The organism is Bacillus tequilensis KCTC 13622 (assembly GCF_000507145.1).
In the GTDB taxonomy this organism is placed as follows: Bacteria; Bacillota; Bacilli; order Bacillales; family Bacillaceae; genus Bacillus; species Bacillus tequilensis.
The window spans coordinates 1-15,520 of record NZ_AYTO01000012.1; the positions used below are offsets into that span (position 1 = coordinate 1).

Genomic DNA, 15,520 nt, shown 5'->3' on the forward strand with positions numbered 1-15,520 from the left:
ACCTGCATCGTGCAGGCCCTAGTTTGACTGACTACGCACATCGCTGTGCGATTTGTTTAAAAAATGAATTAACAGGTACGTTTTGTCTTGTTTAGTTTTCAAAGAACTTTGTTTATCGCTCTTTAAGCGACTTTATAATCTTAACATTTTCCGCCGCTTTCGTCAATAACTTTTTTTGAATACATTCTTTCTAAAAGCGACTCGTCATCAGCGACGTATAATAGAATAACACCTTCATTTAATAAAGTCAACACATAATAACAATTAGATAATAAATTGCTTAATGATTACCAACGCGGCTATTCCTGGTATCCCTAAAATTCCGCTGATAGCTGTTGTGACAAGATTAACCGGGACATGAATGCCAAGACTGCCGCCAAACATATTTACGCAAACCAGCAGCAAAGCGCCCGCCACAAATTTAACAGCAGTGATGCCGATCCACTTTAAGGGCTTTGCGGCTGAACCTGATAAAAAAAGAAGTATAACCAGTCCTAAAATAATTCCTATAATAAAAATAGGCTCCATGAATCTTCTCATCTCCTTTGCTTGTTCTAGTACAAGCTTATGAGAAGATCCAGGAGTTTAGACCACTTACTTCCACCGGCTGATTTTTAAATCTCGCTGCTTCGCTTCCCTCAAGTAAAAAAAATACTTCGCTTCAGCTACTTTCAGTTCATATAACACTTCTGCAGATGGTTCTAAGCTTTTTTCAACCAGCTTTTTCTGCCTGTTCCACTCTTCCTTTTGCTTAAAAAGCTGCTCGGTTAGTTTTTCATCAAACTCTCTTCTCAATGTTTTCTTGCGAAGAAAACCCATGGATCGCTTTTTCCTCCTTACAATTCACGTCTTCCTTCAAGTGCTTTAGAAAGAGTGACCTCATCGGCATATTCCAAATCTCCGCCGACGGGCAGTCCGTGGGCAATACGGGAGAGCTTAATACCAGACGGCTTCAGGAGCCTTGATATATACATCGCCGTTGCTTCCCCTTCTATATTAGGGTTTGTCGCGAGAATCACTTCTGTCACTTGATCATCCTGTAATCGTTTTAACAATTCTGGTATTTTAATATCCTCTGGTCCGATACCGTCCATTGGCGAAATAGCACCGTGGAGAACATGGTATTGTCCATTGTATTCCTTCATTTTCTCCATAGCGATAACATCCTTAGGGTCTTGCACAACACAGATAACAGATTTATCCCTGCGCGTATCTTCACATATATAACAAGGGTCCTGATCTGTAATATGCCCGCAAACTGAACAATATGTCAGATTGCGTTTCGCATTTACTAATGCTTTCGCAAAATCTAATACCACATCTTCTTTCATACCTAGAACAAAAAAAGCCAGACGAACCGCTGTTTTCGGTCCGATCCCTGGCAATTTCATAAAGCTGTCAATCAGCTTTGATATTGGTTCAGGATATTGCATGTTCTTTTATCCCCCTAGAATAAACCTGGCATGTTCATTCCCTTTGTAAATTGACCCATTGTCTCGTTTGTAATCTCGTCAACTTTTTTCAGTGCTTCATTCGTTGCAGCAAGCACTAAATCTTGAAGCATGTCGATATCTTCCGGATCAACGACTTCTTCTTTGATGATGACATCCAGGACTTCTTTTTGGCCGTTCACTTTTACTGTTACCATACCGCCGCCTGCAGTTCCTTCAACAACCTGTTCTGCAAGCTCTTCTTGAGCCTTCGCCATGTCCTTTTGCATTTTTTGCATTTGTTTCATCATTTTTTGCATATTTCCCATTCCGCCACGCATAGCATTCACTCTCTTTCATTTTGTTAGTCTTTTATTTCAATTAAATCCGCTCCGACAAGCTTTTTCGCCTCGGCAATAAGCGGGTCTTCTTCAGCCGGTTCATTTGATCCTTCATTTTCCTGCTGATGATCTACTAAAAATCCTTCTCTTATTTTACCCCATTGTGCTTCTGGAACGCCAATCAAATCCATTCGTTTTCCGAGCATCGATTCTAAAATCTGCTCCAGATTGGTCCGGACTCCGTTGTTATCCTCGGCGACCATTTTACAATGAATTTCATATTTAAATTTCAGCACAAATGCCGCTGAGGCAGCAGCCACAGGTTCACTGTCATTCAGCAAAGCGGCATGCGATACTTTGTTTTGCTGTTTGAGGTGAGCAAGAAGCTTGCCCCAGCTGTTTCTGAGCTGGTCAAGTTCCGTCCTCGTGGCTTCCTTCAGTATTTCATGGATTCTGCCTACGGGCGCTTTGTAATTGGATTTACCGCCCTTTGGCGCACGAGGCGTTTCTTTTTTCGGGCTTTCCGCCGCTGCTTTAACACCTGTTGTTTTGAGCCGCTCCACTTCCTGCTCCAGCTGCTGAATTTTTTTCATCAGCATATCAACTTCCGGCAGATCGGCCGTTGGCTGGTGAGACGTTTGGCAAATCTTCACCACTGCCACTTCGAAAAAGATGCGGGGATGATTCGTCCACTTCATTTCCTGATGGCTCTTGTTAAGTATATCGATCATTTCATATATCGCTTGTGTCGGAATTTGTTCGCTTAGTTCTCGGAACGTTTCATCGACTTTTACTTTTTCAAGCACTCCTTCTAAACCAGGGGCAGTTTTGTACAGCAGCATGTCCCTGAAATAGAAAATCATATCCTCTATCAGCTTAGCTGGATCTTTTCCTTGTTGAAGAAGTTCATTTAATGTTTCCAGTGCGTCAGAAATGTTTTTATCATGCAGGGATTGTGCCAGCTTCCCTATATATAATTGCGAAACAGCTCCCGTAATCAAAAGCGCGTCCTCAACTTTCAGGGCATCGCCGCTGAATGATACGGCCTGATCAAGGAGGCTCAGGGCGTCCCTCATCCCTCCGTCCGCAGCACTCGCAATAATATCAAGCGATCCTTCCTCCACTTGCAGCTGTTCAGCATCAACAATTTTATTCATGCGTCCGACAATCGCTTGGGATGTAATCCGTTTAAAATCAAAACGCTGACATCTGGAGATAATGGTTAAAGGGATTTTGTGCGGTTCGGTTGTTGCTAAAATGAAAATACAATGCTCAGGCGGCTCTTCTAATGTTTTCAGTAAAGCATTAAAGGCGCCGATAGAAAGCATATGCACCTCATCTATGATATATACCTTATATGTGACAGCCGACGGGGCAAACTTCACTTTATCACGAATGTCACGAATCTCATCAACACCGTTATTAGAAGCGGCATCAATTTCTATGACATCAGATATGGACCCGTTTGTTATCCCTTTACAGGCCGCACATTCGTTGCATGGCTCATCAACAGGAGCATGTTCACAGTTGACAGCCTTGGCGAATATTTTGGCTGCACTGGTTTTTCCCGTTCCCCTCGGCCCGGAAAAAAGATAGGCGTGGGAAAACTTTTTTTGCAAAAGGGCATTTTGCAGCGTTTTTGTAATGTGTTCTTGTCCCACCACATCTTCAAATCGCTGAGGCCTGAATACTCGATATAAAGCTTGGTAACTCACGGGTTTGCCCTCCTCCGTTATTCATCATTCCCATTATACATGAACCTTGTTTCGATTCCAAAAGCTCTTTTTACATAACAAAAAACTCACCTAATGATAGGTGAGTCTGAAAATTTGATGATTGATTTACCGTGCACCTTCTGTCGATTCGCTACCCTAAGCGTTACTTAAGCAGTTAGCTCAGCCCAGGCAACCCTGCGGCACATGGGAGGTTTCACTTAATGCTGCTTCCTTCCGGACCTGACATGGTTCATGAATTCCCATTGCGCAGGACCCAAACGTCAACACCACTTACTTAAGGCAGACCTTAAAGTAAACGAACCTCGAGAAGGGATTCGGCCCTGCTAGAGCGGATTGCAGGTACAGGGCACCGCTACCTCCCCGCTTAGCACGGCAAAATAAATATCAAATTTTTATATCGCATTGTATTACGATGCACACTTAGTATATCGTTTTCCCCTAAAAATTGCAACCGAACTACTCAGACAAGTTTTTCCTGAGAGCCTTCTTCTTTTTTCGCAGTGCTCTAAAAAACGAACTGAGCATTTCTCCGCATTCATCCTCTAGCACTCCGCTCACGACTTCAGCCTGGTGATTAAAGCGTTCTTCCTGTAAAAGATTCATAAGTGTGCCTGAGCAGCCTCCTTTAGGGTCAAACGCGCCAAAAACCACTTTTTCCACTCTGGAAAGCACGACGGCGCCGGCACACATGGGACAAGGCTCAAGTGTAACGTAAAGTGTTGCGCCTTCCAGCCGCCACGTCCCTAATGCCTTGCACGCTTCATCGATCACAAGCATTTCAGCATGAGCAATTGACCTCTGCTCCGTTTCTCTTAAATTATGCGCACGTGCAACGATTTCATCATTCACGACAAGGATGGCACCGATTGGCACTTCACCTTTTTCTTCAGCTTTTCTCGCTTCTTTCATTGCTTCCATCATATACAGTTCATCTTGTGTCATAAGGGTAAGCTCTCTTTTCAAAGTTTTTTTCTTGCCTAAAAAGGCTACATATTAACTATAACTGAAACAGAAAGGAGACTGTCGATGTCCAAATCAGACACAGCTCTTCTCATTGTAGACATGATCAATAATTTTGAATTCGATATGGGAGAAAGCCTCGCCAAAAAAACAGAAAAAATCGTTCCTCACATTTTATCATTAAAGGATTACGCGAGACAAAATGACTGGCCGATTATCTACATTAATGATCATTACGGACTTTGGCAAGCAGATATAAAAAATATTCAGCAGGAATGCACAAATGAAAAAAGCAGGGATATCATCAGACAAATCGCTCCAGAAGATGCTGATTATTTTTTAATCAAACCGAAGCATTCCGCCTTTTACGAAACAGCACTTCACACACTCCTTACCGAATTACAGGTGAAGCATATTATCTTAACAGGTATAGCCGGTAACATATGCGTGCTGTTTACCGCTAATGATGCTTACATGAGGGAATACAGCATCTCGATTCCCAAAGACTGCATTGCTTCAAATTGTGATGAAGATAATGAATTCGCCTTAACCATGATGGAAAATGTTCTTTTTGCGGAAATTACGACGGAGGAACGAATTACAGAAAAATAAACATGATCGGCGCTTTTCTTTCATACATTGATAGCGATATGAAAGGAGGCGTTTTTCATTCAAATTTATGTGGTGAAACAGGGTGACACTCTTTCTGCTATCGCATCACAATACAGAACAACCGTAAGCCAGATCACAGAAGCGAATGAAATACCAAATACCGACAGCCTTGTTGTCGGACAAACCATTGTCATTCCAATAGCTGGCCAGTTCTATGAGGTGAAGCAAGGTGATACCTTGGCATCGATCGCGCGGCAGTTTCGTACAACGGCAGCTGAGCTCGCCAGGGTTAACCGCATTCAGTTAAATACCATGCTTCAGATTGGTTTCCGTTTATACATTCCTACGGTTCCCAAACGTGATATCGAATCAAATGCTTATTTGGAGCCCCGAGGAAATCAAGTCAGCGAAAATCTGCAGCAGGCGGCCAGAGAAGCGTCACCCTATCTAACATATCTTGGCGCATTCAGTTTCCAAGCACAGCGGGACGGAACCTTAGCCGCACCGCCTTTAACGAATTTAAGAAGCATCGCAGAGAATCAAAACACGTCATTAATGATGATTATCACGAATTTAGAAAACCAGGCATTCAGCGATGAGCTAGGTCAAGTCCTTTTGAACGACGTTACTGTAAAAAGAAGACTTTTAAATGAAATCGTCGAGAATGCAAAAAGATATGGTTTTTATGATATTCATTTCGATTTTGAATATTTGCGGCCCGAGGATAGAGAAGCCTATAATCAATTTCTTCGCGAAGCAAGGGATCGTTTCCACCGAGAAGGCCTAGAAATATCTACGGCACTTGCCCCTAAAACAAGTGCAACACAGCAGGGCAGATGGTACGCAGCTCATGATTACAGAGCACACGGCCAAATCGTCGACTTTGTTGTTCTCATGACATATGAATGGGGCTATAGCGGCGGGCCTGCTCAAGCCGTTTCTCCAATTGGGCCTGTTCGGGATGTCATAGAATACGCTTTGACTGAAATGCCTGCAAATAAAATTGTCATGGGCCAGAATTTATACGGATATGACTGGACGCTGCCATATACAGCAGGGGGACCCCCGGCTAGAGCAATAAGCCCTCAGCAAGCCATTGTCATAGCCGATCGAAACAATGCTTCCATTCAATATGACCAAACGGCTCAAGCCCCTTTCTTCCGCTATACTGATGCAGAAAACAGGAGACACGAAGTATGGTTTGAAGATGCCCGCTCAATTCAAGCAAAATTCAATCTGATTAAAGAGCTGAACTTAAGAGGCATCAGCTACTGGAAGCTGGGTCTTTCCTTCCCGCAAAACTGGCTGCTGCTGTCTGATCAATTTAATGTTGTCAAAAAGACGTTTCGATAATTTGGAAACGTCTTTTTTCATGGGAGCACCCGAGGGTTGTGATACAATATGAAGGTCGGTAACTGACGAACGTTTTTTAGAAATAAGGAGGATTCCGATGAATACAGCCCCTTTTATTGCAATAGAAGGTCCTATCGGGGCAGGAAAAACAACCCTCGCGACGATGCTCTCACAAGAGCTTGGATTCCCTATGATTAGTGAGATTGTTGAGGATAACCCGTACCTTGATAAGTTTTATGACAACATAGAGGAATGGAGCTTCCAGCTTGAGATGTTCTTTCTTTGTCACAGATATAAACAGCTTGAAGACACCAGTGATCACTGTTTAAAAAAGGGACAGCCTGTGATAGCTGATTATCACATTTATAAAAATGTGATTTTTGCTGAACGCACTCTGTCTCAACATCAGCTGGAAAAATATAAAAAGATTTATCACCTGCTTACGGATGATCTGCCAAAGCCGAATTTCATCATTTACATAAAGGCTAGTCTGCCCACACTGTTACATCGCATTGAAAAACGCGGACGCCCCTTTGAGAAAAAAATTGAAACAAGCTATTTGGAGCAGCTGATCGCAGATTATGAAGTCGCCATCAAACAGCTGCAGGAATCAGATCCTGAGCTTACAGTGTTAACTATAGATGGTGATTCAAAAGATTTCGTTTTGAATAAGAGCGACTTTGAACGCATTGCCGCCCATGTAAAGGAGCTTATCGTATGAAGGAACATCATATCCCTAAGAATTCAATTATTACAGTAGCAGGAACAGTAGGTGTCGGAAAATCGACTTTAACAAAAGCTTTGGCTAAACGGCTTGGATTTAAAACCTCTCTGGAGGAAGTTGATCATAATCCATACTTAGAAAAGTTCTATCATGATTTTGAGCGTTGGAGCTTCCACCTGCAAATCTATTTCTTGGCTGAACGTTTCAAAGAACAGAAAACGATATTTGAAGCCGGCGGAGGATTTGTACAGGACCGTTCTATTTATGAAGACACTGGCATTTTCGCGAAAATGCATGCTGACAAAGGGACAATGTCAAAGATTGATTATAAAACGTACACAAGCCTTTTCGAAGCAATGGTCATGACACCGTACTTCCCACACCCGGATGTATTGATCTATTTAGAAGGAGATCTGGAAAACATCTTAAACCGAATTGAAGAACGCGGGCGTGAAATGGAGCTTCAGACAAACCGTTCTTATTGGGAAGAAATGCACACACGCTATGAAAACTGGATTAGCGGTTTTAACGCCTGCCCTGTTTTAAAGCTTCGCATTGAGGATTATGATCTGCTGAACGACGAAAGCTCAATTGAACATATTGTAGATCAAATCGCTTCAGTTATTCATGAAAATCAAAAAAAGTGAGTCTCAGCTGAGATTCACTTTTTTAATATAATAAAAAATCCGTTGCACCGAAGGCAACGGACAAAACAATCTCCAATATATGCTTGTATTTCATTAGAATTAAAATCAATATGGCGGAGGAAGAGGGATTCGAACCCCCGCGGGCTTTGACACCCCTGTCGGTTTTCAAGACCGATCCCTTCAGCCGGACTTGGGTATTCCTCCGTATCGACAAGATTTACTATATCATGAATGTTCTCATATGGTCAAGTACTTTCAAAAACTTTTTTCGTTTTTATAAAAACGCCCTGTTTACATAGGAAAAAAGGCGTGCCTTAGCAAGCACACCTTTTTACAATTTTATAGTTTGATAACATCTCTATTCCCCATATAAGGGCGAAGAACTTTTGGAATTACAACACTTCCGTCTTCCTGCTGATAATTTTCTAAGATAGCGGCAACTGTTCTTCCGACGGCCAAACCTGAACCATTCAATGTGTGTACATGCTCAGGCTTGCCTTTCGCTTCACGTCTGAAACGAATGTTCGCACGTCTTGCCTGGAACGCTTCAAAGTTGCTGCAAGAAGAAATTTCACGATATGTGTCTTGGCTTGGAATCCAAACCTCGATATCGTATTTCTTTGCAGCCGTGAATCCTAAGTCACCCGTACACATGCTCATCACACGGTATGGAAGTTCAAGCAGCTGAAGAACTCGTTCTGCTTGATTTGTGAGCTTCTCTAATTCTTCATAAGAATCTTCAGGCTTCACAAACTTCACAAGCTCTACTTTATTAAATTGGTGCTGACGGATTAATCCGCGTGTATCACGCCCTGCTGAACCGGCTTCAGAACGGAAGCAGGCACTGAATGCCGCATAGTTAATCGGCAGGTTATCACCTGAAAGGATTTCATCACGATGCATATTTGTAATCGGTACTTCCGCCGTCGGAATTAAGAAGTAATCTTCTTCTCTGATTTTAAACGCATCCTCTTCGAATTTAGGAAGCTGACCCGTTCCCGTCATGCTTGCTCGGTTTACCATATAAGGTGGAATCACTTCAGTATAGTTATACTCATCCACATGCAGATCAAGCATAAAGTTATAAAGCGCACGCTCCAGACGAGCACCTAAACCTTTATAGAACACGAAACGGCTTCCTGTTACTTTTGCAGCACGTTCAAAATCAAGAATTCCCAGTTCATCTGCGATATCCCAGTGAGGCTTCGGCTCGTAAGCAAATGAAGGCTTTTCACCCCATTTACGCACTTCAATGTTGTCATCTTCTGTTTCACCGACAGGGACAGACTCATGCGGAATATTTGGAATTGAAAGAAGGATGGTATCAAGCTCAGCTTCCACTCTTCTTAATTCATCGTCAAGTTTTTTAATTTCCTCTCCGACTTCACGCATTTCTTTAATAATGTGATCTGCGTCTTTTTTCTCACGTTTCAGCACAGCAACCTGCTGAGATACTTCATTCCGTTTTCCTTTTAGCTCTTCAACCTTGCCGATCAGCTCTCTTCGTCTGTCGTCAAGCGCCTCAAACTTATCAAAATCAGTTAAGTCTTCGCCTTTGTGTACAAGCTTTGCTTTAATTTCTTGAAAATTTGCTCTCAGCATTTTCGTATCAAGCATGCGAAACACTCCTTTTTTATTAATTTATCGAAAAATAAAAAGAGCCCTCATCCCCATAAAGGGACGAGAGCTCTCGCGTTGCCACCCTGATTGAAAACAAGCCAAAGACTCATTTTCCACTTTCACACATAACGGTTATCCCGTAAATGCCTACTCGTTTCAGCATTTCGCTCAAGGATGGATTCAGACAGCATCTTTACCGATTCGCACCAACCATCGGCTCTCTTAGAAAGAGCGGCTTCTTACTAATTCCTATCAACGCTTTTCGATCTTTATTTGTGCTTATAATGTACTATAAGTTTCCACAGCTTTCAACTGTTTTATACAAGTGCTTTCTGCTTATATTCCTCAACCATTTGCACAAACAGCTGTGTCACTCGGTGATCTTCTGTCAGTTCCGGATGAAATGAGCAGCCTAGGAATTGTCCCTGTCTCGCAGCTACAATGCGGCCATTATGCTCTGAAAGAACTTCAACATTTTCACCAGCTTCTAATATATGCGGCGCACGGATGAATACCCCTGTAAAAGGTTCGTCCAGACCTTTGATTGTTAAATCAGCTTCAAAGCTGTCAACCTGCCGGCCAAACGAATTGCGTTCAACAACCACATTCAGCAGACCTAAATGAGGATTATCTGAACCAGCAATTTCTTTTGCTAATATAATTAATCCAGCGCATGTCCCAAACATCGGTTTTCCTTGAGCAGCAAATTCACGAAGCGGCTCCATGAATTGATACGTATCAATCAATCGGCGCATCGTCGTGCTCTCACCACCCGGCAAAATCAACCCGTCGATTTCATTCAGCTGCTCCGGACGTTTAACGACAAGACCAGCCGCGCCGCATGATTCAATTGCACGAATATGCTCTCTTACTGCTCCTTGAAGTCCTAGTACACCTATTGTTAACATGTCAGCAGCGCTCCTATATTCTTACCAGCCGCGCTCTTGCATACGCTGTTCTGGAAGTAAGTTTGAGATTTCAATCCCTTTCATTGCAGTACCAAGCTCTTTTGAAAGCTCAGCAATTAATTTGTAATCAGTGAAGTGTGTCGTTGCTTCGACAATTGCTTTTGCAAACTTAGCAGGGTTGTCTGATTTGAAAATGCCAGAGCCAACAAATACTCCGTCAGCACCAAGCTGCATCATGAGAGCAGCATCAGCTGGAGTTGCTACACCGCCAGCGGCAAAGTTTACGACTGGAAGCTTACCGTCTTTTTTAATTTGAAGCAGAAGCTCGTAAGGAGCACCTAGGTTTTTCGCTTCTGTCATGAGTTCATCATTACTCATCGCAACGACTTTGCGCACTTGAGCGTTTACTTTACGCATATGGCGAACAGCCTCAACAATATTCCCTGTTCCAGGCTCACCTTTAGTACGAAGCATAGATGCGCCTTCAGCAATACGGCGTGTTGCTTCACCAAGATCACGGCAGCCGCAGACAAAAGGAACTGTGTATTCATTTTTATTCAAATGAAATTCTTCGTCAGCCGGAGTCAGAACTTCACTTTCATCAATATAGTCAACTCCCATAGCTTCAAGCACACGCGCTTCAACAATATGTCCGATACGCGCTTTTGCCATTACCGGGATAGATACTGCATTCATTACCTCTTCCACGATCGTAGGGTCAGCCATACGGGCAACTCCTCCAGCCGCGCGAATATCGGCCGGCACACGTTCTAGCGCCATTACAGCGACAGCTCCAGCCTCTTCAGCAATTTTCGCTTGTTCCGCATTGATGACGTCCATAATGACGCCGCCTTTTTGCATTTCTGCCATTCCGCGTTTTACACGTTCAGTACCTGTTTGAGCCATTTTTTGGTCCCCCTAATCAAGGTATAGTGATGTGATTTCTAATTCTTATTGTATCCTAGAAATCCAATAATTCATATGGATATATACTATTTTATTCGGTTTTTAACGCTTTGAAAATCATTTTTTATTAAAAATTGGGTTTTTTCAGTATATTAAACGAAAGAGCCCTAACATCCATCAGAGCTCTTTCGATTAATTAAAACCAGCCGGTTACTGTATCAACAATGCTTCCCCAAATACCGGCAAAAAATCCGCCGATGCTCCGCATTGTCAAAACAAACCAGTTTGCTTTTTCTACATCTTCTTTTGTAACAAGGTCTACCCCAGCCAGATCGCTGTTAAGGAATCCATAATCCTTTTCATTACCTGTATATTCCGCAGTCAGCTTCCCAACCTTGGTTCCTTTTTTCACAGGAGCAGTTAAGTTGTCTTTATTCAGTGTAACCTTCGCTTTGTAATTCTTTTCTTCACCATTTTTGACAGGAAGAGAGAACGACTTGTTTGTCACAATGCCTACTTCTTTCTCTTTGCCCTTATCAACTGAAATTGTTTTATGCCCTTTTACTTGATCACCTTGAGCATAAATTTCTTTCATAGAGAAATTGTTGAAAGCATAATCGAACATTTTTTTCGTTTCATCAAAACGGCCTGTGTGAAGGTTGCCCTTTGCATTCAGCACAACAGTGATAACACGCATTCCGTTTTTCTCGGCAGTACCTGTGAAACAAGAACCTGCAGAGTCAGTAGAACCTGTTTTCAATCCATCTACATTCGCATTCTTATACTCGCTGACGAGCCCTTTCAGCATGAAGTTCCAGTTCGGCATATCCATTTCATCATCAGTGCCTTCTCTGAACTTCGTTTTTGCGATACTGGAAGTCTCCAGAATTTCAGGGTAGTCAGTAACCAAGTGATCCGCAAGAATCGCCATGTCCTTAGCAGAAACTTCACTTTCTTCATTTACGCTTGTCCCCTCAGGCTGATGCCCGTGAAGATCTTTGTTTTCAAGACCTGTTGCGTTAACAAATTTGTAATCTGTTAAGCCTAGTTCTTTTGCTTTTGCATTCATTTTTTCAACAAACTTAGTTTCAGTACCCGCAAGGATTTCTGCAATCGCAATAGCAGCGGCATTTGCAGAATAAATTGCTGTAGCTTGATATAATTCTTTTACTGTGTATTTCCCATCTTTCCGAAGAGGAACGTTTGATAAGCTGTTATCTTGGGAAATTTGATACACATAGTCATCAGGCGTATAGGTTTGGTCCCATTTCACTTTACCTTGATCAATTGCTTCTAATAACAGATACTCTGTCATCATTTTTGTCATGCTGGCAATTGGCAGTCTCTTATCTGCATTTTTACTGTACAGGATTTTACCTGAAGAAGCTTCGATCATAATTGCAGCTGATGCATTGATATCAATTGGATCGCTTGCTGCTTTTGCTTTTGACATTGGAGCCAGACAAGTGACAGCTAGTGTTAACACAACCAATGACATCAGTAGCTGTTTATATTTCTTGATGTTCAATCGTACGACCTCCGTATTTCATTTTCTTCATCTATAATTAAGCCGTTAAGGACATTTTCAATGCACAACAGTATAAATTTTATCATAATCATTATAAAAAAAATAGACAGAGTCAGAGACCCTGTCAAATGTTTTTAATTTGTAACAATTTATTATGAAATTGTATAGTTCGGAGATTCTTTTGTAATCTGTACGTCATGCGGATGGCTTTCGCGAAGCCCTGCGCCAGTCATGCGAATAAACTGAGCTTCTTCTCTTAAAGCACGAAGATCTTTAGATCCGCAATATCCCATACCAGAACGAAGACCGCCAACTAGCTGATACACTGTTTCTTCAACTGGTCCTTTATAAGGTGTGCGTCCTTCGATTCCCTCAGGAACGAATTTTTTGTTTTCTTCTTGGAAGTAACGGTCTTTACTTCCTTTTTCCATTGCAGCAACTGATCCCATACCGCGGTATACTTTAAATCTTCTGCCTTGGTAGATTTCAGTTTCACCAGGGCTTTCTGACGTGCCTGCAAGCAAGCTTCCGAGCATAACAGCATGTCCGCCGGCTGCCAACGCCTTAGTGATATCGCCAGAGAATTTAATTCCGCCGTCAGCGATGATTGTTTTACCTTGCTTTCTTGCTTCAGTCGCACAATCATAAATTGCTGTGATTTGCGGAACACCGACACCTGCTACCACGCGTGTAGTACAAATTGAACCAGGTCCGATTCCCACTTTGACAACGTCTGCCCCAGCTTCGATAAGTGCTCTTGTCGCTTCAGCTGTTGCCACGTTTCCAGCGATAATATTTAATTCAGGATATGTTTCACGGATTTTTGTTACTGTGTTTAAGACACCTTGAGAATGTCCGTGAGCTGTATCGATAACAATAACATCGACATTGGCTTCAACAAGCTTCTTAACGCGAGTCATCGTGTCGCCAGTAACGCCAACTGCTGCACCAACGATCAGACGCCCGTGGATATCTTTAGATGAGTTCGGGAACTCAATGACTTTTTCAATATCTTTAATTGTGATAAGACCTTTTAATTTATTTTGGTCATCAACGAGGGGAAGCTTTTCAATTTTATGTTTCTGCAAAATCTTTTCAGCTTCATCAAGAGTTGTTCCTACAGGTGCAGTAACAAGCTCTTCTTTTGTCATGACATCGCTGATTTTCATTGAGTAGTCAGAAATAAAACGAAGATCACGATTTGTAATGATTCCAACAAGCTGCTGGTCTTCTTCGTTATTTACAATCGGAACACCGGAAATTCTGTATTTCCCCATCAAATGCTCCGCATCAAATACTTGGTGATCAGGAGTTAAAAAGAAGGGATTTGTGATAACGCCGCGCTCTGAACGCTTAACTTTATCAACTTGTTCAGCCTGCTGTTCAATGGACATGTTTTTATGAATGATGCCCAAGCCGCCTTGTCTAGCCATTGCAATTGCCATTGCTGATTCTGTTACAGTGTCCATACCTGCGCTGATGACAGGAATATTAAGCTTTAACGTTTTTGTAAGTTCTACAGATAAATCCACATCCCGCGGAAGTACCTCTGACTTGGCTGGTACAAGCAGCACATCGTCGAACGTTAAGCCTTGTTTTGAAAATTTACTTTCCCACATTAGTAAATCCCCCTCTTTTCGGCAAAATATTATATGTAGATTATCAACTAGCCAAGAGCATGTCAAGGAAGCGGGAAAGAGTTGAAATATTTAGATAACGGAAGGGATCAGGAAATACATATGACATATCATGAGTGGAAAGACTTAGCGCTATTTTACTCCGTTGAATCAACCCAAAAATTTCTAGAAAAAGTTTATATCTTAAACGGTATTGATGATGCGAAGAAAAACTCTTTTAAAAACAGTGAACGATTTATCTATTTCTTAAAGCATGCAGAATCGTTTTATAAACAAGCTGCATATTCCCCATTAGAAATCAAACCGATTCTTTTATTTTATGGAATGGCACAACTTATCAAAGCATGTCTCATTACACGTGATCCTCATTATCCAAGCCATACATCAGTACTGGCGCATGGCGTAACAACAAGAAAGCGAAAGAAACAGAATTATTGTTTTAGCGATGATGAAGTCAAAATACAACGAAACGGCCTATGCATGCATTTCATGCAACACATATTCGGGCAATCGGATACAGTGGATGAACGGTACATCATGAAAAAATTATTAAAGGCGATTCCAGAGCTAAGTGATACTTTCTATTTCCAGCAGAAAGAATGTTTTCTGACAAAAGTTGAGAAGGAAGAGGAATGGATTTCTGTACCAGAGGATGTGGTAATCAATTATAAAATGTCTGATTCAAGATTTGCTGAATATATGGCCCATCATTTCCAATGGTCTTTTGCAAAGAAAAATGAACACGGGCTGCTATTTGAAATTCCACCGCAAGATACGAAGCCATGGACATCAACCAGCTTATTGTATGACATGGGGAAGGACCAATATTTTATTCCTTCTCAAAGGGAACAGTTTCTGAGACTTCCTGAAATGGCAATTCATTATTTAATTTTGTACAACATAGGGATGATTGCGAGGTATGAGACGGAATGGTGGTATGAGTTGCTGACGCAGCATATAAGTGATGATTACGTGTTAATTCAGCAGTTTTTATTGGTGACAGAAAATAAATTCCCGAAATATGCCTTACAATTTCTTCTTCAGTTTTGACAAACAAAAAACCCAGCTCAATGAGCTGGGTTTTACCTTGCTTGGCGGCGTCCTACTCTCACAGGGGG

General features: G+C 41.9%; 16 protein-coding genes, 1 tRNA gene, 1 other RNA gene and 1 other annotated feature. Of the genes, 5 read left to right on the forward strand and 13 right to left on the reverse strand.

Annotated elements, in window-relative coordinates; translation table 11 throughout:
- Positions 1-264: 264 nt before the first annotated feature.
- The 7 genes from bofA to tadA form a co-directional block, all read right to left on the reverse strand.
- Positions 265-528, reverse strand: coding sequence for a sigma-K factor-processing regulator BofA (bofA, locus tag V756_RS0106220; protein WP_024713928.1), 264 nt, complete (start codon positions 526-528; stop codon positions 265-267).
- 66 nt (positions 529-594) lie between these two features.
- The gene (locus V756_RS0106225) at positions 595-819 is read right to left on the reverse strand and encodes a YaaL family protein (protein WP_024713929.1); all 225 of its coding nucleotides are present in this window, start codon (positions 817-819) and stop codon (positions 595-597) included.
- A 17-nt stretch (positions 820-836) separates the two neighbouring features.
- Positions 837-1,433: a recombination protein RecR gene (gene recR / locus V756_RS0106230; RefSeq protein WP_003225425.1), complete on the reverse strand. Its 597-nt coding sequence runs from the start codon at positions 1,431-1,433 to the stop codon at positions 837-839.
- A gap of 14 nt (positions 1,434-1,447) precedes the next feature.
- Positions 1,448-1,771 (reverse strand): YbaB/EbfC family nucleoid-associated protein, encoded by a 324-nt coding sequence (locus V756_RS0106235; protein ID WP_024713930.1) that lies wholly within the window; start codon positions 1,769-1,771, stop codon positions 1,448-1,450.
- Between the two features lie 23 nt (positions 1,772-1,794).
- Positions 1,795-3,486 carry a DNA polymerase III subunit gamma/tau gene (gene dnaX, locus V756_RS0106240; RefSeq protein WP_024713931.1) on the reverse strand — a complete coding sequence of 564 codons (1,692 nt, stop codon included), beginning with the start codon at positions 3,484-3,486 and terminating at the stop codon, positions 1,795-1,797.
- Positions 3,487-3,615: 129 nt separating this feature from the next.
- An RNA gene (gene ffs / locus V756_RS1000000123315) (signal recognition particle sRNA large type) lies at positions 3,616-3,880 on the reverse strand.
- An 83-nt stretch (positions 3,881-3,963) separates the two neighbouring features.
- Positions 3,964-4,449 carry a tRNA adenosine(34) deaminase TadA gene (tadA, locus tag V756_RS0106245; RefSeq protein WP_024713932.1) on the reverse strand — a complete coding sequence of 162 codons (486 nt, stop codon included), beginning with the start codon at positions 4,447-4,449 and terminating at the stop codon, positions 3,964-3,966.
- A gap of 84 nt (positions 4,450-4,533) precedes the next feature.
- On the opposite strand from tadA, the gene V756_RS0106250 reads away from it, so the two are divergent.
- From V756_RS0106250 to dck, 4 genes are all read left to right on the forward strand, one after another.
- The gene (locus V756_RS0106250) at positions 4,534-5,079 is read left to right on the forward strand and encodes a cysteine hydrolase family protein (protein WP_024713933.1); all 546 of its coding nucleotides are present in this window, start codon (positions 4,534-4,536) and stop codon (positions 5,077-5,079) included.
- 69 nt (positions 5,080-5,148) lie between these two features.
- Positions 5,149-6,432: a LysM peptidoglycan-binding domain-containing protein gene (locus V756_RS0106255; protein WP_024713934.1), complete on the forward strand. Its 1,284-nt coding sequence runs from the start codon at positions 5,149-5,151 to the stop codon at positions 6,430-6,432.
- Between the two features lie 97 nt (positions 6,433-6,529).
- A complete protein-coding gene (gene dgk, locus V756_RS0106260; protein ID WP_024713935.1) occupies positions 6,530-7,153 on the forward strand; it encodes a deoxyguanosine kinase in 624 nt (207 codons plus the stop codon).
- A complete protein-coding gene (dck, locus tag V756_RS0106265; RefSeq protein WP_024713936.1) occupies positions 7,150-7,803 on the forward strand; it encodes a deoxyadenosine/deoxycytidine kinase in 654 nt (217 codons plus the stop codon). Before dgk ends, dck begins: the two co-directional genes overlap by 4 nt.
- 111 nt (positions 7,804-7,914) lie before the next feature.
- On the opposite strand, the gene V756_RS0106270 is transcribed toward dck, so the two are convergent.
- The 6 genes from V756_RS0106270 to guaB all read right to left on the reverse strand — a co-directional run bounded on the left by V756_RS0106270 (position 7,915) and on the right by guaB (position 14,384).
- A tRNA-Ser gene (locus tag V756_RS0106270) sits at positions 7,915-8,007 on the reverse strand.
- A 135-nt stretch (positions 8,008-8,142) separates the two neighbouring features.
- Entirely contained in the window at positions 8,143-9,420 is a 1,278-nt protein-coding gene (gene serS, locus V756_RS0106275) for a serine--tRNA ligase (protein WP_024713937.1), read from the reverse strand.
- Between the two features lie 56 nt (positions 9,421-9,476).
- Positions 9,477-9,688 (reverse strand) — a binding site (T-box leader).
- A gap of 52 nt (positions 9,689-9,740) precedes the next feature.
- Positions 9,741-10,331 carry a pyridoxal 5'-phosphate synthase glutaminase subunit PdxT gene (pdxT, locus tag V756_RS0106280; protein ID WP_024713938.1) on the reverse strand — a complete coding sequence of 197 codons (591 nt, stop codon included), beginning with the start codon at positions 10,329-10,331 and terminating at the stop codon, positions 9,741-9,743.
- Between the two features lie 21 nt (positions 10,332-10,352).
- Entirely contained in the window at positions 10,353-11,237 is an 885-nt protein-coding gene (pdxS, locus tag V756_RS0106285) for a pyridoxal 5'-phosphate synthase lyase subunit PdxS (protein WP_024713939.1), read from the reverse strand.
- A gap of 196 nt (positions 11,238-11,433) precedes the next feature.
- A complete protein-coding gene (dacA, locus tag V756_RS0106290) occupies positions 11,434-12,765 on the reverse strand; it encodes a D-alanyl-D-alanine carboxypeptidase (protein WP_024713940.1) in 1,332 nt (443 codons plus the stop codon).
- A gap of 152 nt (positions 12,766-12,917) precedes the next feature.
- Entirely contained in the window at positions 12,918-14,384 is a 1,467-nt protein-coding gene (guaB, locus tag V756_RS0106295) for an IMP dehydrogenase (protein ID WP_024713941.1), read from the reverse strand.
- Between the two features lie 120 nt (positions 14,385-14,504).
- Here guaB and V756_RS0106300 point away from each other — a divergent pair, with 120 nt between their 5' ends.
- Positions 14,505-15,452, forward strand: coding sequence for a YaaC family protein (locus V756_RS0106300; RefSeq protein ID WP_024713942.1), 948 nt, complete (start codon positions 14,505-14,507; stop codon positions 15,450-15,452).
- Positions 15,453-15,520: the final 68 nt, after the last annotated feature.